General features: G+C 31.6%; 15 protein-coding genes. 12 read left to right on the top strand and 3 right to left on the bottom strand.

The window, feature by feature from the left end:
• Position 1: 1 nt before the first annotated feature.
• Both E4100_RS04295 and E4100_RS04290 read right to left on the bottom strand, forming a co-directional pair.
• Positions 2–1879 carry an NADH-quinone oxidoreductase subunit NuoF gene (locus E4100_RS04295; RefSeq protein ID WP_135270810.1) on the bottom strand — a complete coding sequence of 626 codons (1878 nt, stop codon included), beginning with the start codon at positions 1877–1879 and terminating at the stop codon, positions 2–4.
• Entirely contained in the window at positions 1879–2346 is a 468-nt protein-coding gene (locus tag E4100_RS04290; protein ID WP_135270809.1) for a complex I 24 kDa subunit family protein, read from the bottom strand. Before E4100_RS04290 ends, E4100_RS04295 begins: the two co-directional genes overlap by 1 nt.
• A 259-nt stretch (positions 2347–2605) precedes the next feature.
• On the opposite strand from E4100_RS04290, the gene E4100_RS04285 reads away from it, so the two are divergent.
• From E4100_RS04285 to E4100_RS04245, 9 genes are all read left to right on the top strand, one after another.
• Positions 2606–3295 (top strand): response regulator transcription factor, encoded by a 690-nt coding sequence (locus tag E4100_RS04285; protein ID WP_135270808.1) that lies wholly within the window; start codon positions 2606–2608, stop codon positions 3293–3295.
• 43 nt (positions 3296–3338) lie between these two features.
• Entirely contained in the window at positions 3339–4712 is a 1374-nt protein-coding gene (locus tag E4100_RS04280) for a sensor histidine kinase (protein ID WP_167792070.1), read from the top strand.
• Positions 4713–4776: 64 nt separating this feature from the next.
• Positions 4777–5355, top strand: coding sequence for an HD domain-containing protein (locus E4100_RS04275; protein ID WP_135270806.1), 579 nt, complete (start codon positions 4777–4779; stop codon positions 5353–5355).
• An 11-nt stretch (positions 5356–5366) separates the two neighbouring features.
• On the top strand, positions 5367–6746 hold the full coding sequence (locus tag E4100_RS04270; protein WP_135270805.1) for a tryptophanase: 1380 nt from the start codon (positions 5367–5369) through the stop codon (positions 6744–6746).
• A gap of 171 nt (positions 6747–6917) precedes the next feature.
• Positions 6918–7520 (top strand): superoxide dismutase, encoded by a 603-nt coding sequence (locus E4100_RS04265; RefSeq protein WP_135270804.1) that lies wholly within the window; start codon positions 6918–6920, stop codon positions 7518–7520.
• 114 nt (positions 7521–7634) lie between these two features.
• Positions 7635–8630, top strand: coding sequence for an S-layer homology domain-containing protein (locus E4100_RS04260; protein ID WP_135270803.1), 996 nt, complete (start codon positions 7635–7637; stop codon positions 8628–8630).
• 15 nt (positions 8631–8645) lie between these two features.
• Entirely contained in the window at positions 8646–9539 is an 894-nt protein-coding gene (locus E4100_RS04255) for a DMT family transporter (protein ID WP_135270802.1), read from the top strand.
• A gap of 117 nt (positions 9540–9656) precedes the next feature.
• Complete coding sequence (gene fba, locus E4100_RS04250) at positions 9657–10592, top strand: class II fructose-1,6-bisphosphate aldolase (RefSeq protein ID WP_135270801.1); 936 nt, start codon at positions 9657–9659, stop codon at positions 10590–10592.
• Positions 10593–10681: 89 nt separating this feature from the next.
• Positions 10682–11062 carry a metallopeptidase family protein gene (locus E4100_RS04245; RefSeq protein WP_135270800.1) on the top strand — a complete coding sequence of 127 codons (381 nt, stop codon included), beginning with the start codon at positions 10682–10684 and terminating at the stop codon, positions 11060–11062.
• A 167-nt stretch (positions 11063–11229) separates the two neighbouring features.
• Here the strand turns inward: E4100_RS04245 and E4100_RS04240 are convergent, their stop codons facing one another.
• Positions 11230–12429: an aminotransferase-like domain-containing protein gene (locus tag E4100_RS04240; protein ID WP_135270799.1), complete on the bottom strand. Its 1200-nt coding sequence runs from the start codon at positions 12427–12429 to the stop codon at positions 11230–11232.
• A gap of 165 nt (positions 12430–12594) precedes the next feature.
• On the opposite strand from E4100_RS04240, the gene E4100_RS04235 reads away from it, so the two are divergent.
• From E4100_RS04235 to E4100_RS04225, 3 genes are all read left to right on the top strand, one after another.
• Positions 12595–13482 (top strand): DMT family transporter, encoded by an 888-nt coding sequence (locus tag E4100_RS04235; RefSeq protein ID WP_135270798.1) that lies wholly within the window; start codon positions 12595–12597, stop codon positions 13480–13482.
• Positions 13483–13551: 69 nt separating this feature from the next.
• Positions 13552–13839 carry a phasin family protein gene (locus E4100_RS04230; protein ID WP_135270797.1) on the top strand — a complete coding sequence of 96 codons (288 nt, stop codon included), beginning with the start codon at positions 13552–13554 and terminating at the stop codon, positions 13837–13839.
• Positions 13840–13887: 48 nt separating this feature from the next.
• Complete coding sequence (locus E4100_RS04225) at positions 13888–15477, top strand: ABC1 kinase family protein (RefSeq protein WP_135270796.1); 1590 nt, start codon at positions 13888–13890, stop codon at positions 15475–15477.

Genomic DNA, 15477 nt, shown 5'->3' with positions numbered 1-15477 from the left:
ATTAGGCCTCCTTAATAGCTGAGAATGAACATGATTCTATGCAGCTACCACATTTGATACATTTATTTTGGTCAATTTTATATGGTTCTTTAATTTTTCCGCTTATAGCACCTACTGGACATATTCTACTGCATTTACTGCATCCTCGGCAAAGTTCTTCATCGATATAAATAGTTTTTAATTTTGAGCATACTTTTGATGGACACTTTTTATCAACTACGTGTGAGATGTATTCATCTCTAAAGTATTTTAAAGAAGATAATACAGGATTTGGTGCGGTTTTACCTAAGCCGCATAACGAAGTTTTAGTAATAGTGTCACCGAGTTCTTCAAGCAGATCTAAATCTTCTAATGTTCCATTCCCTTCAATGATTTTATCGAGTATCTGTAGCATCCTTTTAGTACCTTCTCTGCAAGGAATGCACTTACCACAAGATTCATTTTGAGTAAAATTCATAAAAAATCTAGCAACTGAAACCATGCAAGTGTCTTCATCCATTACTACCATGCCACCTGAGCCTATCATAGCTCCAGCTTTATTTAATGAATCAAAATCTAAAGGTAGATCTAGATGTTCTTCGCTAAGACATCCACCAGAAGGTCCTCCAATTTGAACAGCTTTGAATTTTTTGCCATTTGCTATACCTCCGCCGATATCAAAGATTACTTCTCTTAAAGTTGTTCCCATTGGCACTTCTATTAACCCTGTATTTCTGACATTACCAGTCAAAGCAAATGCTTTGGTTCCAGGGCTATTTTGTGGACCGTAATTCTTAAACCATCCTGCTCCATTATTTATGATGTGTCTTACATTTGAAAATGTCTCGACATTATTTAATACAGTTGGTTTCCCCCAAAGGCCTTCTTCAACTGTTCTCTTTGCTCTAACTCTTGGCATGCCTCTTTCGCCTTCAATAGAAGCCATCAATGCGCTGCCTTCTCCGCATACAAATGCGCCTGCTCCTTTATTTATATGAATGTCGAAGGAAAAAGGAGTGCCAAGTATGTTTTTACCTAATATGCCTATTTCTCTTGCTTGCTCAATGGCTTTTGATAATCTCTGTATTGCAAGCGGATACTCAGCTCTTACATATATGTAACCTTCAGTAGCACCAGTAGCGTAAGCAGCAATCAACATACCTTCTATTATGCTGTGAGGGTCACCTTCCATGATACTTCTGTCCATGAAAGCACCTGGATCTCCTTCATCGCCATTGCAGATGACATACTTTACATCTGAAGAAAAGGATAGTACTTGAATCCATTTTTTGCCTGCTGGGAAACCTCCGCCACCTCTGCCTCTTAGGTTTGCTGCAATTATTTCATTGCATATATCTTCTTGACTCATACTAGAAAGTGCCTTTACAAATGCAGTATAGCCTCCAATTCCAATATATTCAATTACAGATTCTGCATCGATATGACCACAGTTTTGCAGAACCAATCTTGTCTGTTTTTCATAAAAAGGTATTGATTCTTGTGAAGGGTAGACTTTTTCATTAAATTTATACAATAACCTTTCTATTGGTTCATTATTCATTAAAGTTTTTTCAACAATTTCTTCACAATCTTCTACAGTGACTTTTATATATAATAAATTGTTAGGTTCGATTCTTACGAGAGGGCCAGCTTCACAAAATCCATGGCATCCAGATTTCTTTATGCCTATTGCACCTTTATCATCGTGAATATCTAATACTGTATCAACATTTAAATTCTTTTTTTCACATAAAGATTTAATCTTTTCATATACATCTAATGAACCACCAGCAACACAGCCAGTACCACCGCAAACTATTACTTTTTTTACTTGATTATTTAAAGCATTATTAAACAGCTTTTGATAATTATAGAAGTCTTCCATACTATTGATTCGCATTATTTTTCCTCCTTTAAAGAATTCAATAATTCTACTACATGTTCAGGAGTCATTTTGCCGTATACTTTGTCATTTATTGTTATAACAGGAGCTAGGCCACAGGCGCCTAGACAAGAAACAGTTTCTAATGTAAACATCAAATCATCTGTTGTTTTTTTACCGTCTGTTAGCTTTAATTCTTTCTTTAGAGCTTCCAATATTGGCGTAGATTTTCTTACATGGCACGCTGTTCCATCACAGATCTTTATTATGTATCTGCCCTTGGGTTCCAATGAGAAATTTTCATAAAATGTAACTATTCCAAAAGCTTTTGTGGGACTTATATCAAGCTTATTAGATATATATTCCAAACAATCTTCTGGGATATAATTATACTTACTTTGCACATCATGTAAAATTGCAATGATAGATGATTGATCATTACCGTGTGAGGATATGATTTCATCTATTTCATTAATCGAATACATAATCTGACCTCCCGTTAAATATTTAACTTAATATATTTATGCAATTATTTTAGCATATTATAATATATTGTCAATATTTTAACAAAATGTTTATATATTCTGTCAAATTATCTAATAAAGTGATTTAGAGATTTCTAAATACAAGTAATTATTAATTTTAATTATGATATAATTTTGATGGGTTAGTTTTTAATTAGTTTTCACATGAATTTCAGATTTGTAGATTATAATAAAATTATAATATATAGCAGGTGATAATATGATGAAGATGTTGATTGTCGATGATGAAGAAAAGATAAGAGAAGTATTAAAAGAATATGCAGTGTTTGAAGGTTATGATGTTTATGAGGCGGAGGATGGTTTTAAGGCAATTGAGATTGCTAAAAAAGAAAACTTTTCAATAATTATAATGGACATCATGATGCCTAAGTTAGATGGTTTTTCTGCGGTTAAGGAAATAAGGAAATTTTCTAAAGTACCAGTTTTAATGCTTTCGGCGAGATCAGAGGAATATGATAAATTATTTGGATTTGAACTGGGGATAGATGATTACGTAGTAAAACCCTTCTCTCCTAAAGAAGTGATGGCTAGAGTAAATGCTATAATATCGAGAGCAAACCAAAATGATTTTGAGGAAAGTCTGATATTTAGGGGTTTGAAAATTGATTTAGCTGGTAGAGAAGTCTATGTGGATGATGATAAAGTCAATTTAACTCCTAAGGAGTATGATTTGCTCATTTATTTAGCTACAAACAAAAATAAAGCCATAAAAAGAGAAACACTGTTAAGCGAAATATGGGGATATGATTTCTATGGAGATGATAGAACCATAGATACTCATATAAAGATGTTGAGAAATAATTTAAGAAAGTACAGAGATTATATTGAAACAATCAGAGGAGTTGGTTATAAATTTAACGAAAAGGCTCTGATAGAAGATGAAGATTAATATTGATAAGAATAGATTAAGCTTGAAATTATGGGAATATTTTATGGTTTTTGCTTTAAGCATTGTAGGACTCTTGTGGTTGTTACAAATAGTTTTTATGAATAGTTTTTATGAAACCATGAAGATAAGAGAGATTACAAAGATTGGAAACAACTTGGTTGAGATGTACAAAACAGAAGATTTTCAAGAAGAGCTTATTTCTTTATCCTTCAAACAGGGAATTGTAATTAACATCCTCGACGAATATGGCAATTTAATATATCCACTTGATATCTTTGATATTATAAAGCAACCAAGGCTTAACGAAAAACTGTTTAACGATTTTTTAAGCAGATTATATCTTTCTAACAATAATTATGTTGCGTATGTTGTAGAAGATGAAAGATTGGATGAATCAACTATCATATACGGGGCTATTTTAGAAAATGATGATGGAAGCAACTATTTTTTATATATCAATTCAATGCTTCAACCTGTTGATTCGACGACTAACATTTTAAAAAATCAACTTATAATGGTTACTTTCATTGCATTGATTTTATCGCTTGGGTTATCATTAGTCATATCAAAGAAGTTATCTAAACCAATCGAGAAGATAACTGATTTATCAAAGGAACTAGCTTTGGGTAATTATGATATCGAATTCGACAAAGGAGAATACACTGAAATAAGTAACTTAGCAAATACACTAAACATAGCAACTAAAGAATTATCAAAATCTGAAGAATTGAGGAGAGATTTTCTGGCTAATGTCACTCATGATCTAAAAACGCCGCTTACTGTCATAAAATCATATGGAGAGTTAATTAGGGATATATCTGGCAAGGATGATGTGAAAAGAGAGAAAAACATCAATATAATAATTGAAGAGACGGATAAATTATCAAAACTAGTAGATGATTTACTTGAATTAACAAAATTACAAGCTGGTCTGAGCAAATTAGATTTAGAGGTTTTTGATTTATCGGATCTTGCTGAAAATGTGGCAGATAGATTCAAATACTTTGTTGAAGAACAGGGCTATAGAATTTCGATAGAGAAATCAGGAGATACTAAAGTATACGCTGATAAAATGAAAATTCAACAAGTTATTTATAATCTCATAAATAATGCAATTAATTATACTTTAGAAGACAAATTAATTACAATAAAAATTGAAGAGAAAAATGAAAATGTTGTTCTATCAGTGATAGATAGAGGTCAGGGCATAGACAAAGATGAGATTAATTATATTTGGGAAAGATATTATAGATCTGGGAAAAGCCATATAAGGGAAAAAAGTGGCAGTGGAATAGGATTATCTATGGTTAAATCAATAATTCTAGCACATAATGGAGAATATGGTGTAGAAAGCGAAATAGGTAAAGGGAGTAGATTTTACTTTAAGCTTAAAAGATATGCCAATGTTAAAGATTAAAAAGATTGAATTATTACTAAATATTCAGTAAAATTAAATTAAACGATAAAAAGGTGGTGGTTTTTTGGAAAAATATATTCCTACAAGAGAAGATGCTTACAATTTATTGATTGAATACGTAGAGAATGAAAGTCAAATAAAGCATGCTCTATCTGTAGAGGCAGTAATGAGGCATTTTGCAAGATTATTTGGTGAAGATGAAGAAAAATGGGGGGTAATAGGTCTTATACATGATTTAGACTATGACAAGTATCCTGAACAGCATTGTGCGATGACAGAAAAGATATTACTGGAAAATAATTGGCCAGAAGATTATATAAGAGCAGTAATAAGTCATGGTTGGAAGTTTTGCACTGACGTAGAGCCGAAAGAGAAAGTAGAGATTGTATTATATACAATAGACGAGTTAACAGGCCTTATAACTGCTACTGCTCTTATGCGACCAAGCAAATCTATACTTGATATGGAGTCAAAGTCAGTTAAAAAGAAATGGAATCAAAAATCATTTGCGGCAGGAGTAAATAGAGAGGTAATCGAAGAAGGCGCTAACATGCTGGGAATGGATTTGACTGATGTAATTAGGGAGTCGATTGAAGGGATGAAAAAAGTTGCTGACGAAATAGGATTAAGAGGAAACCTTTAGGGAGGATAAAAATGAGTAAATACTATGCCGAACCTTTTAAAATCAAGATGGTAGAACCAATTAAAATTCTTACCAAAGAAGAGCGTATTAAAAAGATTAAAGAAGCAAATTACAATGTGTTTTACTTGAACTCTGATGATGTGTATATAGATTTGCTTACAGACAGCGGGACTGGTGCAATGAGCGATAGCCAGTGGGCAGGAGTTATGAGAGGAGATGAATCGTATTCAGGTTCAAGAAGTTACAAACATTTGATAGAAAATGCAAAAGATATTTTTGGATATGAATTTATTCAGCCTGTTCATCAAGGAAGAGCTGCAGAAAAAGTTGTTATGCCAATTTTTTTGAAGGAAGGTAAGGTGGCTATTGCAAACATGCATTTTGATACAACTAGAGCACATGTGGAGTTGTCAGGTGCAAGAGCCATTGACTGTGTAATTCCAGAGGCATTGGATACAACTGAATTTCATCCTTTCAAAGGCAATATGGACAATAAAAGGCTAGTAGAACTAATTGAACAATATGGGCCTGAGAATGTTGGCCTAATAATAATTACTGTCACTAATAATAGTGCTGGTGGGCAACCTGTATCAATGGAAAATATAAGGGAAACATCACAAATTGCTAAAAAATATAACATACCTGTTTGCATAGACGCTGCCAGATATGCAGAGAACTCATATTTTATCAAAATGCGAGAAAAAGGCTACGAAGATAAGTCGATCAAGGAAATAGCTAGAGAAATGTTTAGTTATGCAGATTTATTTACTATGAGTGCAAAAAAAGACGCAATAGTAAATATGGGTGGACTAGTTGGAGTAAAGAATGATGAGGAGATATATGAACAGGTAAAAGCTAGGACTATATCTTATGAAGGATTTATTTCATATGGTGGCATGTCTGGTAGAGACATAGAGGCATTAGCAATAGGATTAGAAGAAGGCATAGATATTGATTATTTGAGGTATAGAATTGGTCAAATGGAATACATGGCGGAAAGACTAGATGAAGCAGGGATTGCATATCAATACCCAGTAGGTGGACACGCAGTATTTATAGACGCAAAAAAATTACTACCTCATATTCCATATTATGAATTTCCAGCACAAGCATTAGCTGTAGAAATGTATATTGAAGCTGGAATCAGATGTTGTGATATTGGATCTTTTATGATGGGCAATGATCCAGATACAAATGAGCAAATCGAATCAGAATTTGAATTTACTAGATTAGCAATACCTAGGAGAGTTTATACTAAATCTCATCTTGACGTAGTAGTAGATGCTTTAATAGCTATAAATGAGAGAAAAGAAAGCATAAGAGGATACAGAATCACATGGGAGCCTCCTGTTTTAAGACATTTTACAGCAAAGTTAGAACCAATTAAATAAGAAATATAATATAAATTATACTTTCAACCTAATATTATTTATTAAATATAAAAATATTCGGGGAGAAAGTATTTTTTATTTTTTCTAAATGATAATGTTTATCATTTAGAAACTTGGGTAAAATATGAATAGATAACAATACATTAATATATAAATGAGGAGTGATTTTAAATGAGTTACAAATTACCAGAATTAAATTATAGTTATGATGCTTTAGAACCATTCATAGATGCTAGGACTATGGAGATTCACTATACAAAACATCATCAAACTTATATAGACAATTTAAATAAAGCACTTGAAGGAAGAGATGAATTTAAGGATATGCCAATTGAAGATTTGATTGCTTCATTAAATACTTTGCCAGATGAAATTAAAACTCCAGTAAGAAACAATGGAGGAGGGCACCTCAATCATACGATGTTTTGGCAAATCATGGGGCCAAATGCTGGAGGAGAACCAAAAGGAGAATTAGCTGAAAAAATCAAAGATACATTTGGTGGATTTGACAAATTTAAAGAAGAATTTAAGAAAGCAGCTCTTGGAAGATTTGGAAGTGGATGGGCATGGCTAGTTGTTGATGGAGAGGAATTAAAGATCGTTTCTACACCAAACCAAGACAATCCAATAACAGATGGATTAAAACCAATTCTTGGGATTGATGTATGGGAACATGCTTACTATTTAAAATATCAAAACAGAAGAGCTGATTATATTGATGCTTGGTTTAATGTAATCAATTGGGAAAAAGTTTTAGAATTTTATAACAAATAGCAAATAAAAAAGGCAAGATTTCTTGCCTTTTTTATTTTCGTGAATTCTTTATTACATATCCATTAAATGATATAATAATATAAATATTTTACCAATTTATAATGGAGGTTAAAGTTGAAAAAAATACTATTTTTAGTAATTTCGGTTGGTTTAATGATATCTTTTTTCCCAACTAATTCTCATGCAAGTGCGATTAAATTAGGGGAACCTAAATCTTTATCTGTAAATGTAGAAGATACAAGCGACTTAAAAGTTAAATTGAAGTGGAAAAATGACGATTTATTAAAACAATACATAAAGCAAAACGGGTCAAAGAATATTATTTATCAAGTAAATGTATATGTGAGAAATGGCAATTATATTGCATCAAAGAATTTGAATTTTAAATACCCAGATATTGTAATCAATAAGGACGGTTATGCTGAAGTAATTTTAAAGCTATCCAATTTAAAACTCAACATTAATTACAATGATCTTAATAGTACTTCCTATAATTTTAAAGTTAGATACGGTGTGAATTTAAAAGATATATTAGGTAGCTATACTTATTATGGAAATTTTAGCCCTCATGCAGCTATAGGATTAATCTATCCATATAATTACGCTAGCTCATGGGCTATTAAAGAATTAGACAAAGCTTTGAAATATAATTTAATTACAAGTAGAATTTCATCTGACATGGGGGAAATGATATCAAGGGAAGAGTTTTGTGAATTAGCTGTTAGATATTATGAGAAGAAACTTTCTACTGTAGCAAAATATAGTGATAACCCATTTAAAGATGTAAAGAATATTGAGATATTGAAAGCATATCAATTGGGAATAATTAAGGGATACCCAGACAAGACTTTTCGCCCAAATCTTCCAATTACAAGAGAAGATATTGCCGTAATGACAGAAAGACTTGTGAAATTGACTAAGCCAAACATTAAATTAGACTATAGTAAAATAAAAACAAGTGAGAAAATATCTAAGTATGCTATTAATAGTTTTACATCTTTATATAACGAAGGTATAATTAAAGGTAGTAATGGAAGATTAAACCCATCAGACCACACCACAAGGCAGGAGGCAGTAATTATAATTCTTAGAGCATTTGAAAAATTCTAATAAGAGAGGTCTAAAATGGATATTGTTGGACAATTAGCAGCACTAGGTACTGCATTGAGCTGGACATTGGTAGGTATTTTTTTAGGTAAATCATCTCCTAGAATTGGCAGTTTTAGTGCTAATTTTTTAAAATTGATCTTTGGATTTGTCTTTTTAAGTATTGCAGCATTGCTAACTCGTGGAATCATGCTTCCCATAGATGCTAATGCTAAGAACTGGATTTATTTATTATTATCAGGAGCTGTTGGATTTTTCATAGGGGATTACTTCATGTTAAAAGCTTATATTGAGATTGGAGTTAGAGTTTCGATGCTAATGATGGCTACAAGCCCTCCATTGACAGCACTTCTTGAATACATTATATTTGATGAATACATATCTTTAAAAAGTATTTTGGGAATGATGCTCACAATATTTGGCATATCAATTGTAATACTCAGTAAAGATGTAAGTGATGAAAAAATAAAGGTAAAATATTCATTTAAGGGGTTATTATTTGCCTTTATTGGGGCCTTTGGGCAGGCTATTGGTCTTATATTGAGCAAAGTAGGTATAGAAAATCTAAATGTTTTCGCAGCTACTCAAATAAGAATAATTGGAGGATTTTTGAGCTTTTTAATATTTGCTATTTTCAGTGGAGGATTTTATGAATTGAAGAATGCATTCAAAGATAAGCAAGCAATAGGATATACAGCATTAGGTGCTTTTTTTGGGCCATTTGTGGGAGTTAGTTTATCATTAGTGTCACTGAAATATATAACAGCTGGTATTTCTTCAACTATAACATCTATTACCCCTATAACTATAATACCTTTTTCTATAAAAATTTTTAATGAAAAAATATCTTTCAGAGAAATAGTAGGGGCAGGCATATCTGTTTTAGGAGTAGCTATACTATTTATCAACTAATTCTTTGGATATGCTGTAGTAATATGTTAAAATGTGATAATATAGTAATAACAAATAGTTTTTCTTAACCCATTTAATGGGTATAAACTAAATAATTAAATTAAAGGAGTGAATAATATGGCATTAGTAACATCAACTGAAATGTTTAAGAAAGCCCAAGCAGGTGGTTATGCAATTGGCGCTTTTAACGTAAACAATATGGAAATAATTCAAGGTATTGTAGAAGCTGCAAAAGAAGAACAGTCTGCAATAATACTACAAGTTTCTGCGGGAGCAAGAAAATATGCAAATTCTATTTATTTGAGAAAATTGGTAGAAGCAGCAGTAGAAGATAGTGGGTTGGACATTGTTTTACATTTAGATCACGGTGAAAATTTTGATATTGTAAAACAATGTATTGAAGATGGATTTACATCAGTAATGATAGATGCTTCGCATTATCCTTTTGAAGAGAATATACGAATTACCAAAGAAGTAGTTGACTATGCACATGCTCATGGAGTAGTAGTAGAGGCTGAATTAGGTAGATTAGCAGGTGTTGAGGATGCTGTGAAAGTAAAGAAAGAGGATGCTACCTATACTGATCCAGATGAAGCAGTTGAATTTGTCGAAAGAACAGGAGTAGACTCCCTTGCTGTGGCTATAGGTACAAGTCATGGGGCATATAAATTTAAAGGAGAACCAAGATTAGATTTTGAAAGGTTAGAGATTATTGGCAAAAAATTGCCTAATACACCTCTTGTTCTTCATGGAGCATCAACAGTTCTTCCAGAGTTTGTAGAGCTTTGCAATAAATATGGCGGCAATATTCCTGGAGCACAAGGAGTTCCTGAAGAAATGCTTAGAAGAGCAGCAAGTATGAATGTAGCTAAGATAAATATAGATACTGACTTAAGACTTGCTATGACTGCTGCTATTAGAAAGTTTATGTATGAAAATCCTTCAGAGTTTGATCCAAGAAAATATTTAGGGCCTGCAAGAGAAGCAATAAAAGGAATGGTTAAACACAAAATCAAAGATGTATTGGGATCAAGCGGATCAAATTTAAAATAAGTTATGAAATTTGGCATTCAAAGTTTATTTTTGAATGCCTTTTTAAAACTAAGATTTTAGTTTAAAATATTAAAATGAGGAAAAACAAAATGAATGGCTTCCCGAGCATTGAAGAAATTAATGAAATCCTTGATGAAATAACTTTAGAAATACCTAATGAATTATTTAGGGACTTAAATGAGGGAATTGTACTATTGCCTGAGCATAAGCTTCATAAAAAGAGTAAAGAGGGTTCTCCGCTTTATGTTTTAGGAGAATACCATAGTAGTATTACTGGGAGGCACATTAGAATTTACTACGGTTCATTTAAGAAAGTTTATGATAATTGCACTGTTGAATTTATACGTGAAAAATTAAAAGATACGCTTTTACATGAATTCACTCATCATTTAGAGTCACTGGCTGGAGAATCTGATTTAGAGAAGAAGGACATGAGTGATTTACAAAGATATTTACGTAGATGGCAATGATTTTTTGACTTAAGTAAAGATTATACGACTGAGAATAATTTATATATTAACCCTACCAAGCTTTGTAAAAGCGAGTGCTATTACAATAATAAGCTTAGTAGGGTTTTTTACAATGATTGTAATGATTTTATTTGTGGTCATCATACAGTGGATTGGGAATTATATCATTAAAAAGACAAGCCACTGATATAATCTTTAAAAACCATACTCAATCTTTTCATACCAAGCTCGATTGTGGATTCATCATTTGAAGAGAAATTGAGTCTAATATAATTTTTACATTCTGATTGATTTATGAAAAAAATAGAGCCGGGAACATATGAAACTTTATATTTTTGAGATGATATTTGAAGTAATGCTTGTGTATCAATTTTATTGGGTAGCCCTAGCCAAATAAAAAGTCCTCCTTCTGGTTTAATCATTTGTATATTCTCAGGGAAGAACTGTTCTATGCAGTCCACCATTTTGTTGAGTCTATTTAGGTACAGTGGAAAAATTTCAGTTAAATGCGACTCATAGAACCCACTTTCTAGAAATTCTGAGCATATACCTTGAGATAAAAGACTTGTATTTGTATCTGCGCCACTTTTAGCTAGAACCAATTTTTCAACTATCTCTTTATTGGCAACGATTACTCCAACTCTAAGTCCTGGTGCTAGTATTTTAGAAAAACTACTCAGGTATATCACATTATCATATTTGTCAAAAGATTTAATTGGCAGTACAGGCTCTCCAATAAATCTAAGATCGTAATAGGGATCATCTTCTAGTATTACAGTTTTGTATTTATCAGCTAATTCACAGATGTCAATTCTTCTTTCTTTGGATAAAGAAATGCCAGTTGGATTTTGAAAAGTGGGTATTATGTATAATAGCTTAGGATTATATTTTTTTAATTTAGTCTCTAAATCATTTAAGTCAATGCCTTCATAATCCATCTTCACGGGAATTACTGTTGCACCATATTTTTTAAATACAGGTAATGCAGCGAAAAAAGTTGGAGATTCAACTAATACTACATCGCCATCTTGAATAAAAGTTTGAGACACAAGCTCAATTCCCTGTGTAGCTCCTGTAGTTATTAAAACATTTTCTAACTTTGCATTTATATTTCTTTTTTTTGCAATATGTTCAATGAAATTTTTTCTCAATGGCACATATCCTTCTTGAAGGCCATAAGATAATATACTCACAGGATCTTCGGTAAGAAGCTTATTTGTAGCGTTTATTATAAATTGTGTCGGGTATGCTTCTTTTGAAGGGCTACCTAAGCTAAATGATATGACATCTCTATCTGATGACAATTTCATAATTTCATTTAGCGGATCATCAGGTATTTTTAGAATTCTGTCAGCAAATTTTACCATAGTATCACCTCTGTTTAAAATATACTTAATATTATATAAATTCTATATATTAATACAAATATTGTCAATCCTATTGATGTTATGTATAAAAGTGCTAAAATTATTAATATAATATTATAATGATTATATGTAATTTTATAGAAAATCTTAAATAGGGGGGAACAAATGAAGAACAAACAGATTCAGTCTAATTTATTATTGCTTTTAACAGCAGCAATTTGGGGATTAGCATTTGTCGCACAAAGAGTAGGAATGGATTATATTGGGCCATTCACATTTAATGCAGTTAGATTTTTATTAGGTAGTATTTCGTTAATACCTGCCATAAGAATTTTTTATTCTAATGAGAGCGATAGGAAAATTGATAAGAGAGTAATAAAATACGGAATAATTGCAGGAATCTTTTTATTTGCTGGATCTAGTCTTCAACAAGTTGGTTTAATATATACAACTGCCGCAAAAGCAGGTTTTATTACGAGTTTATACATAATATTGGTACCAATCATAGGAATTTTCATTGGACAAAAAACAAGTAAAAATATATGGATAGGTGCAGTTATTGCGGTTATTGGATTATATTTGTTAAGCGTGAAAGAGGACTTAACTATTGGGTTTGGAGATTTACTACAACTTATAGGAGCCTTTTTTTGGGCTATGCATATAATATTAATTGGAGAATTTTCAAATAAAGTAAATCCACTTAGGCTATCACAGATACAATTTGCAACATGTTCATTGCTCTCATTTATAGTAGCTTTGCTATTTGAAAATATAGAGGTTTCATCAATAGTTTCGGCTTATGCACCGATACTTTACGGTGGGATTCTTTCTGTTGGAGTAGCATATACCTTGCAAGTTGTAGCACAAAAAAATGCAAAAGCAGGCCCAGCAGCTATAGCATTGAGCATGGAGGCGGTTTTTGCAGTAATTGGAGGGATATTATTTCTTAACGAAAGTTTGGATATAAGAGGATATGTTGGCTGTGGATTGATGTTGGCTGGAATGCTCATATCTCAATTAGATGCGTTTAAACTGAATAAACAATATCAATGAGGGTTTAATGCATATAAAACTTGACAGAGTATTTTTTTGAAAGTAAGATATATGAAAGGAGGCGATATTATGGAATTTAATTTAAGTAATATTTTGCTAGCTGGGATTGGGAGTTTAGCTTTTACTTACGAAAAAGCTACTGAGATTATTGATGAACTTGTAAAAAAAGGTGAGTTAACTGTAAAACAAGGCAAAGAACTCAATGAAGAGCTAAAAAGAAAAATGACAAAGAACATTACTAAAGATGCTTTATTGACAAAGGAAGACGTAAAAGAAATAATAGCTGAACTTAATTTAGCTACGAAACTAGATATTGAAGAATTAAAAACTAGACTTGATAAGTTAGAAAACAAATAATAGAATACCCTGCATTTTGCAGGGTATTCTTCAAATGCAGGTGATAAAATGGATAACACTAGGACAACTTCTAGGCTTAGAGAGATCATAGCAGTTTTTGTTAAACATGGTTTAAATAATGGAATACAGGGGTTTAATAATCCTTATGAGTTGAGAAAAGCATTTGAAGAACTTGGCCCAACTTTTGTTAAAATTGGCCAAATATTATCAACACGACCAGATTTAATCCCAGGTCCATATATTGAAGAGTTTAATAAACTGCTAGATGATGTGAAACCTGAAGAGTTTAATTATTTAAAACCAATCATTGAAGAAGAGCTTAATAAGAATATAGAAGATATTTTTATAAAAATATATGAAATTCCTTTAGCTTCAGCATCAATGGCACAAGTTCATCTTGCTTTACTCCTTACTGGAGAGGAAGTAGCTGTTAAGATTCAAAGACCTTACATTAAAGAAAAAATGCTTGGGGATATACATATTTTAAAGAGAATATCGAGATTTATTAAGAGAGTAATACCTGAGGATTTAGTAGATATTGACAATGTAATTGAGGAACTTGAAAAAAGCGCTATAAACGAGTTGAATTTTTTAGTTGAAGCTGAAAATATGGATAAGTTTAGAAATTATAATAAAGATGTAAAATATATATATTGCCCTGAAGTTTATAGAGATTATACAACTGAGAAGATTTTGACAATGGGATATGTAAAAGGCATTAAAATATCGGATATAGATAAGATAAATTCAGAAGGTTATGACTTGAATGATATAGCTGTAAAACTAGTCCAAAATTACATGAAACAGGTACTGGAAGATGGATTTTTTCACGGTGATCCTCACCCAGGAAATTTGATGATTTATAAAAACAGGATAGCATACCTTGATTTCGGTATAATGGGATTTTTAGAAATTAGTTTGAGAAGAAAGTTCAATGCCCTAATAACCGCTATTGCAATGAAGGACTTGGATATGATGACAAATGCTGTTATCAGGATAGGGGATTTTAATTCAGATATAGATAAATTAAATTTAAAAAAAGACATTTCAATGATATATGACAAATATATTGAGAGTTCACTTGAAGAGATTGAGTTATCTAAAGTTATGGAAGAAATTTTTAATGTAGCAAAGAAAAATCATATAAAAATGCCAAAAGATATGGTAATTTTTTCTAAGAGTTTACTCACGGTAGAAGGACTTGTGACTATTTTAGATCCAACTATAACAATGATGGATATAGTAATTCCATATGTAAAGTCGAAATTAATGAATAGTGATAATTTAAAGAAAGAGTTAAGGGAAAATTTATTGGAAAGTTATTTGGCATATAAAGCAGGTCTAAAGATACCGGTGTCTTTGCAGAAATTGATAGAAAAGATAAATAATGATGATACCAAGTTGGGATTAAATGTTAAAGATCTTGATGAAATAATTAGCGAAACAAATAGAATGATAAATAGAGTTGTTTTTGCTATCATAGTTTCTGCAATAATCCTTAGTTCTTCACTTATACTAAATAGAAATTTAGGGCCAAAGATTATGGATATATCGATATTGGGCTTAGGCGGTTATTTATTCGCAGGTGTTCTAGGGTTTTGGCTTTTGATTTCAATCTTAAAATCTGGGAGAATGTGA

Source organism: Soehngenia longivitae (genome assembly GCF_004684055.1).
Taxonomy (GTDB): Bacteria; Bacillota; Clostridia; order Tissierellales; family Tissierellaceae; genus Soehngenia; species Soehngenia longivitae.
Note: the sequence above shows the minus strand (reverse complement) of the source record. Positions and strands in the feature narration are given on the sequence as shown.

Bases quoted from the DNA above. Each gene is read 5' to 3' on its own strand.
- E4100_RS04280 (WP_167792070.1), top strand. From the start codon at position 3,339: ATGGTTTTTGCTTTAAGCATTGTAGGACTCTTGTGGTTGTTACAAATA.
- E4100_RS04230 (WP_135270797.1), top strand. From the start codon at position 13,552: ATGGAATTTAATTTAAGTAATATTTTGCTAGCTGGGATTGGGAGTTTA.
- fba (WP_135270801.1), top strand. From the start codon at position 9,657: ATGGCATTAGTAACATCAACTGAAATGTTTAAGAAAGCCCAAGCAGGT.
- E4100_RS04290 (WP_135270809.1), bottom strand. From the start codon at position 2,346: ATGTATTCGATTAATGAAATAGATGAAATCATATCCTCACACGGTAAT.
- E4100_RS04255 (WP_135270802.1), top strand. From the start codon at position 8,646: ATGGATATTGTTGGACAATTAGCAGCACTAGGTACTGCATTGAGCTGG.
- E4100_RS04270 (WP_135270805.1), top strand. From the start codon at position 5,367: ATGAGTAAATACTATGCCGAACCTTTTAAAATCAAGATGGTAGAACCA.
- E4100_RS04225 (WP_135270796.1), top strand. From the start codon at position 13,888: ATGGATAACACTAGGACAACTTCTAGGCTTAGAGAGATCATAGCAGTT.
- E4100_RS04240 (WP_135270799.1), bottom strand. From the start codon at position 12,429: ATGGTAAAATTTGCTGACAGAATTCTAAAAATACCTGATGATCCGCTA.
- E4100_RS04265 (WP_135270804.1), top strand. From the start codon at position 6,918: ATGAGTTACAAATTACCAGAATTAAATTATAGTTATGATGCTTTAGAA.
- E4100_RS04245 (WP_135270800.1), top strand. From the start codon at position 10,682: ATGAATGGCTTCCCGAGCATTGAAGAAATTAATGAAATCCTTGATGAA.
- E4100_RS04295 (WP_135270810.1), bottom strand. From the start codon at position 1,879: ATGCGAATCAATAGTATGGAAGACTTCTATAATTATCAAAAGCTGTTT.
- E4100_RS04235 (WP_135270798.1), top strand. From the start codon at position 12,595: ATGAAGAACAAACAGATTCAGTCTAATTTATTATTGCTTTTAACAGCA.
- E4100_RS04285 (WP_135270808.1), top strand. From the start codon at position 2,606: ATGATGAAGATGTTGATTGTCGATGATGAAGAAAAGATAAGAGAAGTA.